A 17,163-nucleotide genomic window follows, 5' to 3' on the forward strand; every position below is an offset into this window, starting at 1 on the left:
GTCATAACAGCGGTGGTATGGGCAATGAATCTATCGCCTGTGCCACCGCCATCGGCGCTTGAGTTGGGTGACTCTCTACACCCAACCGCCATCCACAATAAAGTTCTGCGCCGAACACATCGCCGAGGCATCGGAGGCGAGAAACAACGCCATGTTGGCGATGTGTTCCGGCAAAACGCTCCCCGGCAAACACTGACTGCGGCTGATCAGTTCCTTGGCGGCATCGTCGACCCACATCGCCAATTGTTTTTCCGTCATCACCCAACCCGGCACCAGCGTATTCACGCGGATCCGGCTCGGCCCCAGTTCCCGGGCCAGGGCGCGGGTCATGCCGTGGGCGGCGGCCTTGCTGGCGGCGTACACCGGGTAGCCGGCCGAAGCCATCATCCAGCCTACCGAACCGAGGTTGATGATCGCCCCGCCGCCCGCGTTTTTCATCATCGGCACCACGGCCTTGGCGGCGAAGAAGGCGTGCTTGAGGTTGACGGAGATGAGCCGGTCGAACATTTCCGAATCGACTTCTTCCAAGCTGTGGCGTACGTCATTAGCGGCATTGTTCACCAGCACGGTGATCGGCCCCAGCGAGTGTTCGAAACGAGTGATGGCGGCTTTATAGGCTATCTCGTCGGTGATGTCGCAATTGACGAATTCCACGGTGTGCCCGCGCGAACTCAACAGAGCCGCCAGGCGTTCGCCCTGGCTTTGCGCGCGGTCGACAAAGCCGACCTTGGCGCCTTGGGCCGCGAAGGCGCGCACCATGAATTCGCCAATGCCTGAGGCGCCTCCAGAGATCAGGACAGTCTTGCCTTCAAGGTCGGGATAAACGGCGTGATGAGTGGTCATAAAAGGTTGCCTCGCTTAATTAGTCTTATTTTATTTTGCAAAAATGCGGTTTAAGGCTATAAATTCGCTGTCATATCGACAAAATATCGCACATTAGTAGAACTATTCCACTCAAAACAACAAAAGGAAGTTCGACCATGAAGCACCCTCGTTACCTGCTTTCGGGCCTCGCCCTGTCCATGCTGGTCGCCAGCGGCGGCGCCCAGGCGGCGGGCCTTACCAGTGAACACAAACCGTTCGGTAAAACCAATGACGGCACCGCCGTCGAGCAGTACATCCTGCGTAACAGCCATGGCATGCAAGCCACGGTGATCACCTACGGCGGCGTGTTGCAGTCGCTGAAAGTACCGGACAAACACGGCAAGCTCGACGACGTGGTGCTGGGCTTTGACGACGTGCAAGGCTATCAGAGCGGTACGGCGTTCTTCGGCGCGACCATCGGCCGTTTCGGCAACCGCCTGGCCGGCGGCGCCTTCGAACTCGACGGCAAGCGCTACCAGGTGCCACTCAACGACGGCCCCAACTCGCTGCATGGCGGCGCCCAGGGCTTCGACAAGCGGGTGTGGAAAGCCACGCCGGTCAAGGCCAAGGACTCGGTCGGCGTGACCCTCACCTACCTGTCCAAGGACGGCGAGATGGGCTTCCCCGGCAACCTGAAGGCCGAAGTCACCTACCGCCTCAATGACAACAACGAACTGCACATCGACTACAGCGCCACCACCGACAAACCGACGGTGCTCAACCTCACCAACCACAGCTACTTCAACCTGGCCGGCGCGGGCAATGGCGACATCCTCAAGCAGGTCGCCACCTTGCATGCCAGCCATTACACGCCGGTGAATGCGACGCTGATTCCCACCGGCGAACTGGCGCCGGTCAAGGGCACACCGATGGACTTCCTCACGCCGACGCCGATCGGCCAGCACATCAAGGACGATCACCCGCAGCTCAAATTCGCCGAGCCGAAACAGGGTGGGTTCGACTTCAACTGGGCATTGGATACCCAGGGTGACGTGAAGCAGGTGGCGGCCGAGGTGCATGATCCTGCGTCCGGGCGGCGCTTGCAGCTGTTTACCACCGAGCCTGGGGTGCAGTTCTATACCAGCAACTTCCTCGATGGGTCGGTGAAGGGCAAGGCTGGCAAGACCTATCAGCACTGGAGTGGGTTTACGTTGGAGACCCAGCATTTTCCGGATGCGCCTAATCAGCCTGAGTTTGCGTCGACCCGCCTGAACCCAGGGCAGACCTACACCCAGAACACTGTCTTCAAATTCTCCGCGGACTAAACTTGTGGGAGGGGGCTTGCCCCCGATAGCAGAGTGTCATAGACAGAGATGCACACTGACACACCGCTATCGGGGGCAAGCCCCCTCCCACATTTGGAACTACATTTGGCTTGGGATCAGCGTTGTTTCATGCGGTCGATGACCACCGCCAGCAGCAGGATCGAGCCGCGGATCACGTACTGGTAGAAGGTGTCGATGTTCTTCAGGTTCATCGCATTCTCGATGATCGCCAAAATCAACACGCCGGCAATCACATGACGGATCATGCCTACCCCGCCGCTCAGCGACACCCCGCCCAGCACGCACGCCGAGATCACGGTCAGCTCGAAGCCCTGACCGATCATCGGCTGGCCGGAGGTCATGCGCGAGGCGAGGATCACCCCGGCCAACGCGCCGATCAGGCCGTGCACGGCAAAGATCAGGATCTTGGTGCGGTCCACATTGACGCCCGCCAGCAACGCCGCTTCCGGGTTGCCGCCGATGGCCATGGTGTTGCGTCCGTAAGTGGTGTAGTTGAGCAGCCAGCCGAAGAACAGGAAGCACAGGATCGTGATCAGGATCGGCACCGGCACGCCCAGCAACTGGCCGTTGCCGAAGATGAAGAACTGCTCCTGGGACACCCCCACCGCCTTGCCGTTGGCGAAGATGTACGCCAGGCCACGCACGATCTGCATGGTCGCCAAGGTAGTGATCAGCGCGTTGACCCGCAGCTTGGCGATCACGATGCCGTTGATCAGGCCCACCATCAGGCCCATCAGCAAGGCGGCGCCAATGCCCAACAGGACGCTGTCGGTGTCGCGCATCACAATCGCCGCCACCACCCCAGCGCAGGCGATCACCGAGCCCACCGACAGGTCGAAATGCCCCGACGCCAGGCAGAACAGCATGGTGCAGGCGGCGATGCCCACGGTGGAAATCGCCAGGCCCAGGCCACGCATGTTCAGCGGTGACAGGAAGTTGTCGATGAGCAAGGCGCACAGCAGGAAAATGCTCACCGCCGCCAGCAGCATCGCCCAGTTGTCCAGCAGTGCACGCAGGTCCAGAGGCTTGCGCGCCGTGGGCAGCACGTTGTGTTGAGTGGTCATAGTCGTCTCTCAGTTCGCCACGCTGCGCGGCAGGGCCAATTGCAGCAGGTTGGATTCGGTAGCGTCTTCGCGGGTTTGTTCGCCGCGCATCGCGCCTTCGCACAGCACCAGGATGCGGTCGGAGATGCCCATCACTTCCATCAGGTCGCTGGACACCACAATCACCGCAATGCCCTGGGCGGCCAGGTTATGGATGATCTGGTAGATCTCGGCCTTGGCGCCGATATCGATGCCACGAGTCGGTTCGTCCAGCAGCAACACCTTCATCGGCATCGACAGCCAGCGACCGAGAATGGCCTTCTGCTGGTTGCCGCCGGACAGGTACATGATCTTCTGCGCGGCGTTCGGCGTCTTGACCTTCATGGCCTGGATCTGCTGGTCGGCGTTGCCCTTTTCCCAGCCCTCGCGCAGCAGCCAGCCGAACGTGGAGTGGGCACCGCGTGCGCTGATATTGATGTTCTCGGCGACGCTGGACAGCGGGATGATGCCTTCCTTCTTGCGGTCCTCCGGGCACAGCAGCACGCCGGCGGCGATGGCATCCTTGGGCGAGCGCAGTTGCAGCGCCTGCCCGCACAAATGCAGGCTGCCGGCACTGGCGCGCTCCAGGCCGCTGAGCAGCCGGAACAGCTCGGTGCGCCCAGCCCCGACCAGCCCGAACAGGCCAAGGATCTCGCCCTTGCGCACACTGAAACTGATCGGCTCACGCAGGCCGGGACCGATCAGGCCATCGGCCTTGAGCGCGACTTCGCCGTGCTCACGCGGGCGGTAGTCGTAAATGTCCTGGATATCGCGCCCCACCATGCACGTCACCAGTTGGTCATGGGTCAGCGCGCTCATGTCCTCGAAGGTGCGCACGTAGCGGCCGTCCTTGAACACCGTGACGGCGTTGCAGATGCGGAACACTTCTTCCATGCGGTGGGACACGTAGAGCACCACTTTGCCCTCATCGCGCAGGCGCGTGATGATCGCCATCAGGCGGTCGATCTCCCGCGCCGACAGGCTGCTGGTCGGTTCGTCAAAGGCAATCACATGGGCGCCACGGGACAGCGCCTTGGCGATTTCCACCAGTTGGCGCTGGCCAAGGGACAAGCGCCCGAGTTTCTCGGCCGGGTCGATTTCATCCGCCAGCCCCTTGAGGCACGCGAGGGCCTGCTTGCGCAGGAGCCCCCGGTTGACCACGCCGAAACGCGACGGCAAGTGGCCGAGGAACAGGTTCTCGGCCACCGTCATTTCCGGCACCAGATGCAGTTCCTGGTGGATCACCGCCACGCCGCTGGCAATGCTGTCGGCGGCGCATTTGAAGGCCATGGTCTGCGCGCCGATGTGCAGCGAGCCGCTGTTGGGAATGTAGGCGCCGCCGAGGATCTTCAACAGCGTCGACTTGCCCGCACCGTTCTCGCCCATCAGGGCGTGCACCTGCCCGGGGTGGGCGGTAAAGCTGATGCCATCCAGCGCCTTGACCCCGGGAAAGGTCTTGCCGATGCCGTCAAAGCGCAGGGCCGCAGCGGTCATTGCCACAACCCGATCTTGGTCAGTTCTTCCTTGAAGTTGGCGCGGGTGATCAGCGTCACTTCGTCCATCGCCGTGTATTTCGCAGGCTCGGTGCCTTTAGTGACCCAATCGAACATCATCTTCGCAGTGTTGTAGCCCTCGATATGCGGGCTGGGCAGCATGGAGCCAAAGAAGCCGCTTTCAGGCTTTTTCAGTTCGCCAATGGCGTCGGTGCCATTGATGCCGATACCGATCACATTGGCGGCCTTGAAGCCGGCGCTTTCGGTGGCGCGTACGCCGCCCAGCACGGTGTTGTCGTTCATGCCGCCGATGATCAGGTTTTTCGCGCCGCTGGGCAGCTTGACCAGCGCCGAGTTGGTGGCGTCCATGCTGCCGGGTACGTCGAGAGTCTTGGCGGCGGTGAACAGGATGTGGTCCTTGGGCATGCCGGCTTCTTCCAGGGATTTGACCGAGCCGTCGGTGCGTTTCTTGCCGGTGTCGAGTTCGTTGAAGGTGTTGATCACCGCGTAGGTGTCCTTCCAGTCCCAGCCGCGTTTTTTCGCTTCGGCCGCCATCGCGGCGCCCTGCTTCTGGCCCACTTCAAAGGCCGCCATGCCCAGGTACGGCACGTCCTCCATGAAGTTGCCCTTGGCGTCGACAAAGCGGTCATCCACGGCAATGACTTTCAAACCGTTGGCCTTGGCCTTGGCCACGATGGCCGGGCCGAGGGACACGTCCGGCGGGCAGATCACAAAGCCCTTGGCACCATTGGCGGCCAGGCTGTCGATGGCCGACAGGGTCTTCTCACCATCGGGCACGGCGATCTTGATCACGGTGAAGCCATGCTCCTTGCCGGCTTTCTCGGCGAAGGCCCATTCGGTCTGGAACCACGGCTCCTCGGCCTGCTTGACCAGGAAGCCGATCTTCACTTCTTCAGCGGCCAGCAGCAGCCCGCTCAAGCTCATGGCCGAGACCGCCACAGCGGCGCAGCACAGGGAACGCAAACCACGACGACGATTCATACGGGTGACTCCTTGTTGTTGTTTTTAAAGGGGGACTTATCCGGCAAAGCGATGACAGGGTTTTCCAGGCACATCGACCTCGATGGCCAATACCGCGCCATCCAAGGGGTGTTCCAACGGGCTGGCCGCGCTGGTGATGTACAGGGTGGTGAGGTTCGGGCCACCGAACACGCAACTGGTGGGGCGGCTGACGGGTAGCTCGATGATGCGGTCGACAGTGCCGTCGGGCGTGAGGCGCAGCAGGCAACTGCCATCCCAGCGGGCGTTCCAGATGTAGCCTTGCACATCCATGGCCGAACCGTCCGGCCCGCCACGTTCGTGGGGACCGAACCACGCCTGCGCGGATTCGAGTTGGCCGTCTGGCTGGATAGCGTGGCGGTACAGCGTGCCGTCCAGGCTGTCGCCGAAATGCACCTGCCGACCGTCATCACTCCACAGCAAGGTGTTGGGAATGCCCAGGCCGCTGAGCAACGGTGTGACCTGCGCATCGGCATCGATACGAAACAGGCCGCCGGAGCGTCGCGTGATGGGCAGGTCTTCACCCTGCTCGCCAATATTGTTCTGCATGGTGCCCAGCCACAGCCGGCCCTGGGCATCGCAGCGTGCTTCATTGCCACGGTTGCCGGGTTGCGGGTCGGCCACGCACAGCAGGGTCAGGGCCTCGGTGGCCAGGTCGAGGCGATACACGCCGCTGCTCAGGGTCACCAGGGCATCGCCGCCCTCACACGGGATGAACGCCGAGACATGCTCGGGCAACTGCCACACCCGCAACTGCCCGCCCATCAGGCGCAGTGCCTGTTTGCCGGCAATATTCACCCAGTACAGTGCCTGGGTGGGCGCGTCCCAGAACGGTCCCTCGCCCAATTGCGCACGGTGCGGGGTAACGGCGATACACGACATGATGCCTCCTGGATTGTTGTTGTTCTCAGGTGTGCGTTACAGCGGTTCGCGAGATGGCGTGCCATCCACCAGCCGCTGGATGCGCAACGGATTGGCGTTTTTCAACGCGTCGGGCAGCAGGCTATCAGGGTAATTCTGGAAGCACACGGGGCGCAGGAAACGCTCGATGGCCAAGGTGCCGACCGAGGTGCCACGGGCATCCGAGGTGGCCGGGTACGGCCCGCCATGCACCATCGAATCGCAGACTTCCACGCCGGTCGGGTAGCCGTTGAGCAGGATGCGCCCGACTTTCTGCTCCAGCAGCGGCGTGAGTTCGGCGAACTGTTGCAGGTCGGCGGGCTCGCCAATGATCGTCGCCGTAAGTTGACCGTGCAGACCGTGCAAGGCGGCGTTGAGTTGGGCCTGGTTGGCGACTTCGACGAACACGGTGGTGGGGCCGAAGACTTCTTCCTGCAGCACTTCATCGCCGTCGATCAACAGGCTCGCATCGGCCTTGAACAGCTGTGGTTGCGCCTGATTGCCGGCCTGCTGGTTGCCCGCCAGATGCTGGATGCCCGGGTGCGCCAGGAGTTTTTCCAGGCCTTTGCCGTAGCTGCCCAGGGTGCCGGCGTTGAGCATGGTCTGGGCCGGTTGCTCGCCGATCAGTTGCGCGACTTGCTGGGTGAACGCGGTGAATGCAGGCGACGCGACACCGATGACCAGGCCAGGGTTGGTGCAGAACTGGCCGCAGCCTTGTACCACCGAGGCGGTCAGGTCACGCGCGACGCTGTCGGCGCGCACGGTCAGGGCCTGGGGCAATACGATCACCGGGTTGATGCTCGACATCTCGGCAAACACCGGGATCGGCTGCGGGCGCGCCGCCGCCATGTCGCACAAGGCACGCCCGCCCTTGAGCGAGCCGGTAAAGCCCACCGCCTGGATCGCCGGGTGCTTGACCAGCGCCTCACCCACGCCACCGCCGAAGATCATGTTGAACACACCGGCCGGCATCTCGGTGGCCTCGGCCGCGCGGATGATCGCATCGGCCACGCGTTCGGCGGTCGCCATATGCCCGCTGTGGGCCTTGAACACCACTGGGCAGCCTGCCGCCAAAGCAGCCGCTGTATCACCGCCCGCCGTAGAAAACGCCAGGGGAAAGTTGCTCGCGCCAAACACCGCGACCGGCCCCAGGCCGATGCGGTATTGACGCAGGTCCGGGCGTGGCAGCGGTTGGCGGTCGGGCAGTGCCTTGTCGATGCGCGCACCGTAGAAATCACCGCGACGCAGCACCGTGGCGAACAGGCGCATCTGGCCGCTGGTACGCCCGCGCTCGCCCTTGATGCGTGCAGCCGGCAGCGCCGTTTCGCGGCAGACCAGTTCGACAAAATCATCCCCCAACGCGTCCAGCTCATCGGCCACCGCATCCAGGAACTGTGCACGGCGCGATGCGCTCAAGGCGCGGTACGCAGGGTAGGCCTGCGCGGCAGCCTTGGCGGCGGCGTCGACTTCCTGCGGCGTGGCCTGGAAAAAGGCCTGGGGCAAGGCTTCGCCGGTGGTGGCATCGACGCTGTGCAAGGTCACGCTGCCGTTGGCGCTGCGCTGGCCGCCGATGTAGTTGTGGCCGAGAAACTGAGTCATGGGGTTCTCCATTAAAGGGTGATGACATTGCCGGGTTCGAACGCCGCAGCGCTGCTGCCGACACGGTTGACCAGCGGCGCACCGAACTCGGCCTGGCTGATCTCGAACACATCGCCGACCTGGGTCCGTATACCGTCGGCGAATGACAGCGTGGCGGTGCCGAAAAAGTGGATGTGCACATCGCCCGGCTTGAGGAACTGACGGTATTTGAAGTGGTGGTATTCGAGGTTCTCCAGGCTGTGGCACATATTGGCCTCGCCGCTGAGGAACTCGTTCTGCCAGATCACTTCGCCGTTGCGCAGAATGCGGCTGGTGCCCGCCAGGTGCTGGGGCAACTCGCCCACGCGCAACTCAGGGCCGTAGCTGCAACTGCGCAGTTTGGAATGGGCCAGGTACAGGTAGTTCTTGCGCTCCATGATGTGGTCGGAGAATTCGTTGCCCACCGCAAAACCGACACGATAGGGCTTGCTGTCCGGGCCGATCACATACAGGCCGCCGATCTCCGGCTCTTCACCGGCATCCTCGGCAAACGGTGGCACCGGGAAGGCTGCGCCGGGGCGCACCACGATGCTGCCGTCGCCCTTGTAGAACCACTCGGGTTGCACACCCGCCTGGCCAGCCGGTGGACGGCCGCCCTCCACGCCCCATTTGAAGATGCGCATGGTGTCGGTCAATGCGCTGTCGCCGCCGGCCTGGTGCATCTTGTCCCGCGCCGAGGCACTGCCCAGGTGAGTCAGGCCGGTGCCGCTGATCAGCATATGGGCCGGGTCCGGGTGGTCCAGCGGCGGCATAATTTTCAAGTCGGCCAGCAGCGCGGCGTAGTCATAGCTGTCGCCCAGGCCCAGGCTGTCCACGTGTTGCGCCAGGCCTACGCCGGCGTCGATGGCAGCCAGGGCCAATTCGCGCACGCTGTGGGCTGTCTGTACTTCGCGCACCTTGGTGGCGTCGACCACGCCGACACGGCGGTCTCCGTTACGCAACTCGAACTGAACTAAACGCATGACTGTTCTCCTGGATTAAGGTCGGGTGGCGCCACGGGCACTGGCGGCAAATTGGTCGGCAGGCAGCACGTGCCTGCGCTCGAGCAGGCGGTAGACCACAACGGTCAGGACCAGCCCGAACAGCATCACCCCGGACAAGAAGTACAGGCCTGAGGCGAGGTTGCCGGTGTATTCCTTGAGCGCGCCGATCACGAACGGGCCGATATAGCCGCCGAGGTTGCCCACCGAGTTGATCAACGCAATGCCCGCCGCCGCACTGGCGCCCGCGAAGAAGCGCCCGGGCAAGGTCCAGAACACTGCCGTGCAGGAGAACATCGCGAATGCCGCCAGGCACAGCGCTGCCATTTGCAGCACCGGCACACTGAGCGCGGCACTGAAGAACAGCCCAATGGCGCCCAGCACGTAGAGCACCGCAAGATGGCCGTAGCGGTCGTTCAAACGGTCGGAACTGCGCGGGATGATCAGCAGGCCGATGATGCCGAAGAGATACGGCACCGCAGAGATAAAGCCGGTGACCAGATCAGTGCCGCCGAACTGCTTGATCAGGGTCGGCAGCCACAGGCCCAGGCCGTAGATGCTCAGGGTCACCGGCAGGTAGAACAGCGCCAGCAGCAACACGCGTTGGTCTTTCAAGGCATGCAGGGGGTTGCCGTGACGGGTTTGGCCGTAGGTTTGCAGGTCTTTGGCGAGTTCGCCGGTGAGCCAGGCCTTTTCGTCGTCGCTCATCCAACTGACCTGTTCAGGGCCATCTGGCAGGAAGCGCAGCACCGGCCAGGTCAGCAGGATCGCCGGGGTGCCAATCACGATGAACAGCCATTGCCAGCCGTGCAGGCCAAGGATGCCGTCCATGCCCAGCAAACCGCCGGACACCGGACCGGTGATCATCATCGCGATGGGTTGCGACAGGATGAACAGCCCGAGGATCTTGCCGCGATGGCGCACCGGGAACCACTGGGTAATGTAGTAGAGAACGCCGGGAAAGAACCCCGCCTCCGCCGCGCCGAGCAGAAAGCGCATCACATAGAAGCTGTGCGGGCCCTGCACAAAGGCCATGCCGATGGTGATGGCGCCCCAGGTGATCATGATCCGCGCAAACCAGCGGCGTGCGCCAAAGCGGTCGAGCATCAGGTTGCTGGGGATCTCGAACAGGAAGTAGCCAATGAAGAACAACCCCGCACCCAGGCCATAGGCAGCATCGCCAATGCCGACGTCGGCGCCCATGTGCAACTTGGCGAAGCCCACGGCGGAACGGTCCACGTAGGCGATCAGGTACAGCAGGATCAGGAAGGGAATCAGTTTCAGCGTGATGCGCCGAATAAGCCGCAGTTCCTGGCTCATGGGGGTCGATCTCCGATTGTTGTTTTTATAGAAGCTCGGGGGACGCCTCTCGCGAAAATCCGCCAGGGTCATACCTCAGTTGAGATCGACTATATAGTAGGACTATTTACAAAACAACTCTTCCAAAGCAGCGTTTTTGCGCTTATGTTTAAGCACGCATAGAACATATAGTCATACAATAAGAGAATCGATCATGCCTGATAAAAAGCCCGGCCTCCGCTCCGCCCAGTGGTTTGGTACCGCCGACAAGAACGGCTTCATGTACCGCAGCTGGATGAAGAACCAGGGCATTGCCGACCATCAGTTCCATGGCAAGCCGATCATCGGCATCTGCAATACCTGGTCGGAGCTGACCCCGTGCAATGCGCATTTCCGCCAGATCGCCGAGCACGTCAAACGCGGCGTGATCGAGGCCGGTGGCTTCCCGGTGGAGTTTCCGGTGTTCTCCAATGGCGAGTCGAACCTGCGTCCCACCGCCATGCTCACCCGCAACCTGGCGAGCATGGACGTGGAAGAGGCGATTCGCGGCAACCCGATTGACGGCGTGGTGTTGCTCACCGGTTGTGACAAGACCACCCCGGCCCTGCTGATGGGCGCCGCCAGTTGCGACGTGCCGGCCATCGTGGTCACCGGCGGGCCGATGCTCAACGGCAAGCACAAAGGCCAGGACATTGGCTCGGGCACCGTGGTGTGGCAGCTCAGCGAACAAGTGAAAGCCGGCACCATCACCCTGGATGATTTCCTTGCAGCCGAAGGCGGCATGTCGCGCTCGGCGGGCACCTGCAACACCATGGGCACCGCGTCGACCATGGCCTGCATGGCCGAGGCACTCGGCACTTCCCTGCCCCATAACGCGGCGATTCCGGCGGTGGATGCGCGGCGTTATGTGCTGGCGCATATGTCGGGCATGCGTGCCGTGGAGATGGTGCGCGAAGACTTGAAGCTGTCGAAGATCCTCACCAAAGAGGCGTTTGAAAACGCGATCCGTGTGAACGCGGCCATCGGCGGCTCTACCAATGCGGTGATCCACCTCAAGGCCATCGCCGGGCGCATCGGCGTCGAACTCGACCTGGACGACTGGACCCGCATGGGCCGTGGCATGCCGACCATCGTCGACCTGCAACCTTCGGGGCGCTTCCTGATGGAAGAGTTCTACTACGCCGGCGGCCTGCCCGCCGTGCTGCGCCGCCTGGGTGAAGCCAACCTGATCCCGCACCCGAATGCACTGACCGTCAACGGCAAGTCCCTGGGCGCAAACACCAAGGACTCGCCGATCTACGGCCAGGACGAGGTGATCCGCACACTCGACAACCCGATCCGCGCCGACGGCGGCATCTGCGTGCTGCGCGGCAACCTGGCGCCGCTGGGCGCGGTGCTCAAGCCCTCCGCCGCCAGCCCGGAACTGATGCAGCACCGTGGCCGTGCGGTGGTGTTCGAAAACTTCGACATGTACAAGGCGCGCATCAATGACCCGGAGCTGGACGTGGACGCCAACTCGATCCTGGTCATGAAAAACTGCGGCCCCAAGGGCTACCCGGGCATGGCCGAGGTCGGCAACATGGGCCTGCCGGCCAAGCTGCTGGCCCAGGGCGTGACCGATATGGTGCGAATTTCCGATGCACGCATGAGCGGCACGGCGTACGGCACAGTGGTGTTGCACGTGGCGCCGGAAGCCGCTGCCGGTGGACCATTGGCCACGGTCAAGGAAGGCGACTGGATCGAACTGGACTGCGCCAACGGCCGCCTGCACCTGGACATCCCCGACGCAGAGCTGGCGGCACGTATGGCAGACCTGGCGCCTCCGCAGAACCTCATCGTCGGCGGCTACCGCCAGCTGTACATCGACCATGTGCTGCAGGCCGACCAGGGCTGCGACTTTGACTTTCTGGTGGGTTGCCGTGGGGCGCAAGTCCCACGGCATTCCCACTAATTGGGATGCTATGATGCCGCGTCTTTAAGTCAGAGCCTCCCCGTCGTTATGGATCACCAGCCGCCAAAGCCGCGCAAGAGCCAGCATGCCCAGATCGTTCAGGACTTGGGCATGCACATCGTTTCCGGCCGCTTCAAGCCGGAAGAACGCCTGCCCATGGAGGCCACGCTCTGCGAGGAGTACCAGGTCAGCCGCTCGGTGTTGCGTGAAGCCACGCGGGTGCTCAGTGCCAAAGGCCTGGTGTACTCCAAACCACGGGTGGGCGCGGTGGTGCGGCCTCGCGTGAAGTGGCACCTGCTCGACCCGGACGTGTTGTCCTGGTTGATGCAGTCCACGCCCCACAGCGAGTTCTTCAACACCCTGGCCGGTGTGCGGCGCATCCTCGAACCGGAAATCGCCGCCATGGCCGCGACCACCGCCACCGACGAAGACATTGCCACCATCGAAAAAGCCTACCTGGGCATGGAAACCGCACAGACCCACGAACAACTGCTGCAGGCCGACCTGGACTTCCACCGCGCCATCGCCGATGCCACCCGCAACGACCTGCTCGCCTACATGTGCAACATGCTGTCGCTGCCGTTGCGCGAGTCGATCAACATCACCAACCGCCGCCCGGACATCCAGGGCCTGAGCCTGCCCCGGCACAAGGCGATCCTCACCGCGATCCAGAACCGCGACGCCCTCGGCGCCCGGCATGCATCGCTGGTGCAGCTGGATGACACGCGGGTGGCGTTGGATACGGTGATGAACGTGCTTACGCCGCTCTGACTTCAAGGGGTATACAGAACCAAATGTGGGAGGGGGCTTGCCCTCTCCCACATTGAAACTGTGCTAGGCATTAGAGGGTGTAGGCGATGCCCACCTGCACCGTGCGTGGCGCGCCTGGGTAGGCGTAGAAGTTGCCGAACGCGCCTTCCTCGAAATCACGGTTGAACAGGTTCTTCACATCCAGGTTCAGGCGCACCTTGTCGTTGACCTTGTAGTAGCCGAGCAGGTCGACCACGGTGTAGGCGTCCATCGAGAAGGCGGTGTTGGAGGTCTGGCCAACCCGTTCATCGACGTATTTGGCGCCCGCGCCCAGCCCGAGCCCCTTGAGGCGGCCGTCCTGGAACTCGTAGACATTGAGCAGGCTGAAGCTGTTGCGCGGGATGTTGGCCAGGGGTGAGCCGACGCGGATGGTGTTGTCTTTGGTGACTTCGGCGTCGACGTAGGCGTAGCCACCGATCACGCGCCATTCAGGGGTGAGGTTGCCGGCGACGTTGAGGTCGAAGCCGCGGCTGCGTACCTGGCCGGCGGCGACCTTGTAGTTGGCGTCTTCAGGGTCGGTGGTCAACACGTTCTTCTTGTCGATCTGGTAGATCGCTGCGTCCACACTCAACTGACGGTCCAGCCCTTCCCACTTGATCCCCATTTCATAGGACTTGCCCTTTTCCGGCTCGAAACCGGCACCGTCACGACTGGCGCCGGTGTTCGGCTTGAAGGACCGCGCGGCGTCGGCGTAGACCGCCAGGGTGTCGGTCAGGTCATAGGTCACACCGACACGGGGCGTGACCGCGTTGTCGCTGGCCTCCCAGCTTTGCCCGCCCTTCACATAGGTCTCGTACTGGTGCTCGAAGCGTTCGAAGCGCGCACCCGCCAGCACCTTCAAGCGTTCGGTGAGGGCCACCTGGTCCTGAACGAACGCGGCATAGGTCTTGAGGTTTTCCTTGTCATGGGTCGGCGTGCTGGTGAGCGCAGGGCGCGGCTTGCCGTAGACCGGGTTGAAGATATCGCTGGTGTAGGCGGCGGACGAACGCTGGATGATCGACTTGTAGTCGTAATCCTCAAACTCGACGCCGGTCAGCAACGTGTGATCAAAACCACCCGTGGAAAAATGCCCGGTGAGGTTGAGCTGGGTGTCTTTGTCGGTCCATTCCAGCTTGCGGTAGTTGAAGTTGCGGTTGAGCGTGTGGCCATCGGCAGCCAGGCTGTTGGCCTCGATGGCGTTGCCCTGCAAGGTGCCGTCCAACCATTGGAAACCACCGCCCAGGGTCCAGTTGTCATTGAGCAGATGCTCGAAACGCAACTGGGCCATGCTGTTGTCGTTGTGCAGCTTGCCGACGTCTTTGTCGCCCCAGAAGGTATCGCGCGAAGGCGTGCCTTTCTGATTGGCAAAGCGTGTCAGCCCGCGATCCAGCGGGTGGTTGTTGCGCATGAAGTCGCCTTCGAAGATCACCTTGGTGTCGTCGCTGGCCTGCCAGGTGAGCACCGGGGTGACGCCGTAGCGCTCGGTCTCCACATGGTCGCGGAAGGTGTCGCCGCCCTCGCCCACCACGTTCAGGCGATAGGCCAGGCGACCCTCCTCGTCCAACGGGCCGGAGGCATCCAGGGTGCCGCGCTTCATGCCCTGGTCATTCAATTGGCTGCCGAGGGTGACCGTGCGTTCGGCCAACGGTTGCTTGGTCACCACGTTGAAGGTGCCGCCGGGATCGCCACGGCCATAGAGCATGGTCGCCGGGCCGCGCAGCACTTCCAGGCGTTCGATGGTGTTGGCGTCCGGCATGTTCGGGTAGCCACGGTTGATCGGGAAACCGTTGCGGTAGAACTCGCCGGTGGTAAAGCCGCGCACGGTGAAGGTCGTGAGGCCCTGCCCGCCGAAGTTGTTGGCGCGTCCGACACCGCCAGCGTAATCCAGCGCATCCTGCAGGCGAGTGGCGCCGATGTCTTCGACCACCGCCCTGGACACCACGCTGATGGACTGCGGGGTTTCATGGATCGAGGTGTCGGTGCGCGTCGCACTGGCTGAACGTGTGGCGTGGTAGCCCTGCACCGGCCCTTGGGCGGTCTCGTAATCCGCCTCGCCGGTGACATTGGTCGCTTGCAACTCAAGGCTGGCTTTCTCGGTAGCAGCAACCTCTGCCCAGGTGAACGGGGAAAACGCCTGAAGCACGCAGAGGGAAATCAGGGTACGACGCATGGGTGTGGAACCTAGTGAATGAGCCAGATGGGACGGCAGACCTGCCAAGAATTCGCGAGGGATGGTATATCAAGTCATTCGCGGTTGACATCTATTCTCATTCGCTATTTTTCGCGCATCGACTGTGTATCAGCGCTGACGCAGGCAAAAAAAAGCCACTCAATCGAGTGGCTCATCGTTGACGCGTGACCTCAGCGATAACGTTCCAACCAATGCGCGTAGGGCGCTGGCAAGGTCCACGAGGACTTCTCGACACCCAGTTCCTTGGCCGCGAAGTACGCCCAATGCGGGTCGGCCAGATGCGCACGCCCTACCGACACCAGGTCCAGGTGCCCGGCCTGCAACGCGCCTTCGGCCAGTTGCGGGGTGCCGAAGCCCCAGGCCGAAGTCACCGGGATACCGGCTTCGCGACGCACGCGCTCGGCAATCGGCCCCATGAACGCAGGCCCCCACGGGATGTCGGTGTCGGGGATGGTGAAACCGACGCTGACGCTCAGCAGGTCCAGGCCACCGGCCTTGAAACGGCGGGCCAGTTCGATGGACTCGGTGAGGGTCTGCTCGTCGCGACCGTCGTACTCGATCACACCGAAACGTGCGGTGAGCGGCAGGTTTTCCGGCCAGACTTCGCGCACGGCAGCCAGGGTTTCCAGGAGGAAACGACTGCGGTTGTCGAAGCTGCCGCCGTAGGCGTCGGTGCGCTGGTTGGAGTGCTCGGAGAAGAAGCTCTGGCCCAGGTAGCCGTGGGCGAAGTGCAGCTCGATCCATTCAAAACCGGCGTCGCGGGCACGGCGGGCGGCGTCGACGAAGTCCTGGCGCACCCGGGCGATGTCGTCCAGGGTCATGGCGCGAGGCACCTGTGGCAGGTTGGCACCGAAGGCGATGGCCGAGGGTGCGATGGTTTCCCAACGGCGGGCGTCGGAGGCGGCGATATGGTCGTCCCCTTCCCACGGGCGGTTGGCGCTGGCCTTGCGGCCGGCGTGGCCGATCTGGATGCCCGGCACGGAACCGGCGGCCTTGATCGCCTGGACCATCGGCACGAACGCCTCGGCATGCGCATCACTCCAAAGCCCCGCGCAGCCCGGAGTGATCCGACCTTCCGGCGCGACGGCAGTGGCTTCGACCACCACCAGGCCAGCACCGCCACGGGCCATGCTGGCCAGGTGCACGAGGTGCCAGTCGTTGACGATGCCGTCATCGGCCATGTATTGGCACATCGGCGGGATAGCGATGCGATTACGCAGGGTGACATCTTTTAGTTGGAACGGTTCGAACAATGCGGCCATGGGGCGACTCCAGTGAGCAGGTGGTTGATTCGATAGTTCGATGGTAATCGAACTATGGTATTCAACGATAGCCCCCTGTTATGATTCGTTTCATGCGAGCCTTCAAACACCCTCCCCTGCAAGACCTGACCCTTGAGCGCGTGCTATACGCCCTGAGTGATCCGGTGCGCCTGGAAATCGTGCGCTGCCTGGCCGGCGTGCCCGAGGCTACCTGCGGCGAATTGGACGGTGGGCGACCGAAGTCGAGCATGTCCCATCACTTTCGGGTGTTGCGCGACGCCGGGCTGGTGCAGACCCGAAGCGTGGGGACCACGCACATGAATGCATTGCGCGCGGACGACCTGGAAAGCCGCTTCCCCGGCTTGCTCGCGAGCATTCTGGCCCAGCACTGAGGCCCGTCTGTCCGTT

At 62.9% G+C, this 17,163-nt stretch carries 14 protein-coding genes; 4 read left to right on the forward strand and 10 right to left on the reverse strand.

Annotated features, from left to right (window positions below; all coding sequences use genetic code 11):
- Positions 1-75: 75 nt before the first annotated feature.
- Positions 76-843, reverse strand: coding sequence for an SDR family NAD(P)-dependent oxidoreductase (locus BM110_RS15135; protein WP_093513735.1), 768 nt, complete (start codon positions 841-843; stop codon positions 76-78).
- A gap of 137 nt (positions 844-980) precedes the next feature.
- Between BM110_RS15135 and BM110_RS15140 the strand changes: the two genes are divergently transcribed.
- On the forward strand, positions 981-2,129 hold the full coding sequence (locus tag BM110_RS15140; protein ID WP_093513736.1) for an aldose epimerase family protein: 1,149 nt from the start codon (positions 981-983) through the stop codon (positions 2,127-2,129).
- 116 nt (positions 2,130-2,245) lie between these two features.
- Here BM110_RS15140 and araH read toward each other — a convergent pair whose 3' ends face one another.
- The 7 genes from araH to BM110_RS15175 are packed head-to-tail and all read right to left on the reverse strand — an operon-like array spanning position 2,246 to position 10,583.
- Positions 2,246-3,214 (reverse strand): L-arabinose ABC transporter permease AraH, encoded by a 969-nt coding sequence (gene araH / locus BM110_RS15145; protein WP_071489111.1) that lies wholly within the window; start codon positions 3,212-3,214, stop codon positions 2,246-2,248.
- Positions 3,215-3,223: 9 nt separating this feature from the next.
- The gene (gene araG, locus BM110_RS15150) at positions 3,224-4,726 is read right to left on the reverse strand and encodes an L-arabinose ABC transporter ATP-binding protein AraG (RefSeq protein WP_093513737.1); all 1,503 of its coding nucleotides are present in this window, start codon (positions 4,724-4,726) and stop codon (positions 3,224-3,226) included.
- Positions 4,723-5,727, reverse strand: coding sequence for a substrate-binding domain-containing protein (locus BM110_RS15155; RefSeq protein ID WP_092246016.1), 1,005 nt, complete (start codon positions 5,725-5,727; stop codon positions 4,723-4,725). Before BM110_RS15155 ends, araG begins: the two co-directional genes overlap by 4 nt.
- Before the next feature lie 36 nt (positions 5,728-5,763).
- The gene (locus BM110_RS15160; protein ID WP_093513738.1) at positions 5,764-6,627 is read right to left on the reverse strand and encodes an SMP-30/gluconolactonase/LRE family protein; all 864 of its coding nucleotides are present in this window, start codon (positions 6,625-6,627) and stop codon (positions 5,764-5,766) included.
- A 36-nt stretch (positions 6,628-6,663) separates the two neighbouring features.
- Complete coding sequence (locus BM110_RS15165) at positions 6,664-8,244, reverse strand: aldehyde dehydrogenase (NADP(+)) (RefSeq protein ID WP_093513739.1); 1,581 nt, start codon at positions 8,242-8,244, stop codon at positions 6,664-6,666.
- Between the two features lie 11 nt (positions 8,245-8,255).
- Positions 8,256-9,245: an AraD1 family protein gene (gene araD1, locus BM110_RS15170; protein ID WP_093513740.1), complete on the reverse strand. Its 990-nt coding sequence runs from the start codon at positions 9,243-9,245 to the stop codon at positions 8,256-8,258.
- 15 nt (positions 9,246-9,260) lie between these two features.
- Positions 9,261-10,583, reverse strand: coding sequence for an MFS transporter (locus BM110_RS15175; RefSeq protein WP_071491459.1), 1,323 nt, complete (start codon positions 10,581-10,583; stop codon positions 9,261-9,263).
- Positions 10,584-10,776: 193 nt separating this feature from the next.
- On the opposite strand from BM110_RS15175, the gene BM110_RS15180 reads away from it, so the two are divergent.
- Together BM110_RS15180 and BM110_RS15185 are read left to right on the forward strand one after the other, a co-directional pair.
- A complete protein-coding gene (locus BM110_RS15180; RefSeq protein ID WP_093513741.1) occupies positions 10,777-12,513 on the forward strand; it encodes an IlvD/Edd family dehydratase in 1,737 nt (578 codons plus the stop codon).
- A 48-nt stretch (positions 12,514-12,561) separates the two neighbouring features.
- Positions 12,562-13,284, forward strand: a complete 723-nt coding sequence (locus BM110_RS15185) for a FadR/GntR family transcriptional regulator (protein ID WP_093513742.1) — start codon at positions 12,562-12,564, stop codon at positions 13,282-13,284.
- Between the two features lie 70 nt (positions 13,285-13,354).
- Here the strand turns inward: BM110_RS15185 and BM110_RS15190 are convergent, their stop codons facing one another.
- Both BM110_RS15190 and BM110_RS15195 read right to left on the reverse strand, forming a co-directional pair.
- Positions 13,355-15,472 (reverse strand): TonB-dependent siderophore receptor, encoded by a 2,118-nt coding sequence (locus tag BM110_RS15190; RefSeq protein WP_093513743.1) that lies wholly within the window; start codon positions 15,470-15,472, stop codon positions 13,355-13,357.
- 191 nt (positions 15,473-15,663) lie between these two features.
- On the reverse strand, positions 15,664-16,755 hold the full coding sequence (locus BM110_RS15195; RefSeq protein WP_093513744.1) for an NADH:flavin oxidoreductase/NADH oxidase: 1,092 nt from the start codon (positions 16,753-16,755) through the stop codon (positions 15,664-15,666).
- Positions 16,756-16,847: 92 nt separating this feature from the next.
- On the opposite strand from BM110_RS15195, the gene BM110_RS15200 reads away from it, so the two are divergent.
- The gene (locus BM110_RS15200; RefSeq protein WP_170856087.1) at positions 16,848-17,147 is read left to right on the forward strand and encodes an ArsR/SmtB family transcription factor; all 300 of its coding nucleotides are present in this window, start codon (positions 16,848-16,850) and stop codon (positions 17,145-17,147) included.
- The last annotated feature ends 16 nt before the right edge of the window (positions 17,148-17,163 follow it).

It is taken from the genome of Pseudomonas sp. NFPP28 (genome assembly GCF_900115535.1).
Taxonomy (GTDB): Bacteria; Pseudomonadota; Gammaproteobacteria; order Pseudomonadales; family Pseudomonadaceae; genus Aquipseudomonas; species Aquipseudomonas extremorientalis.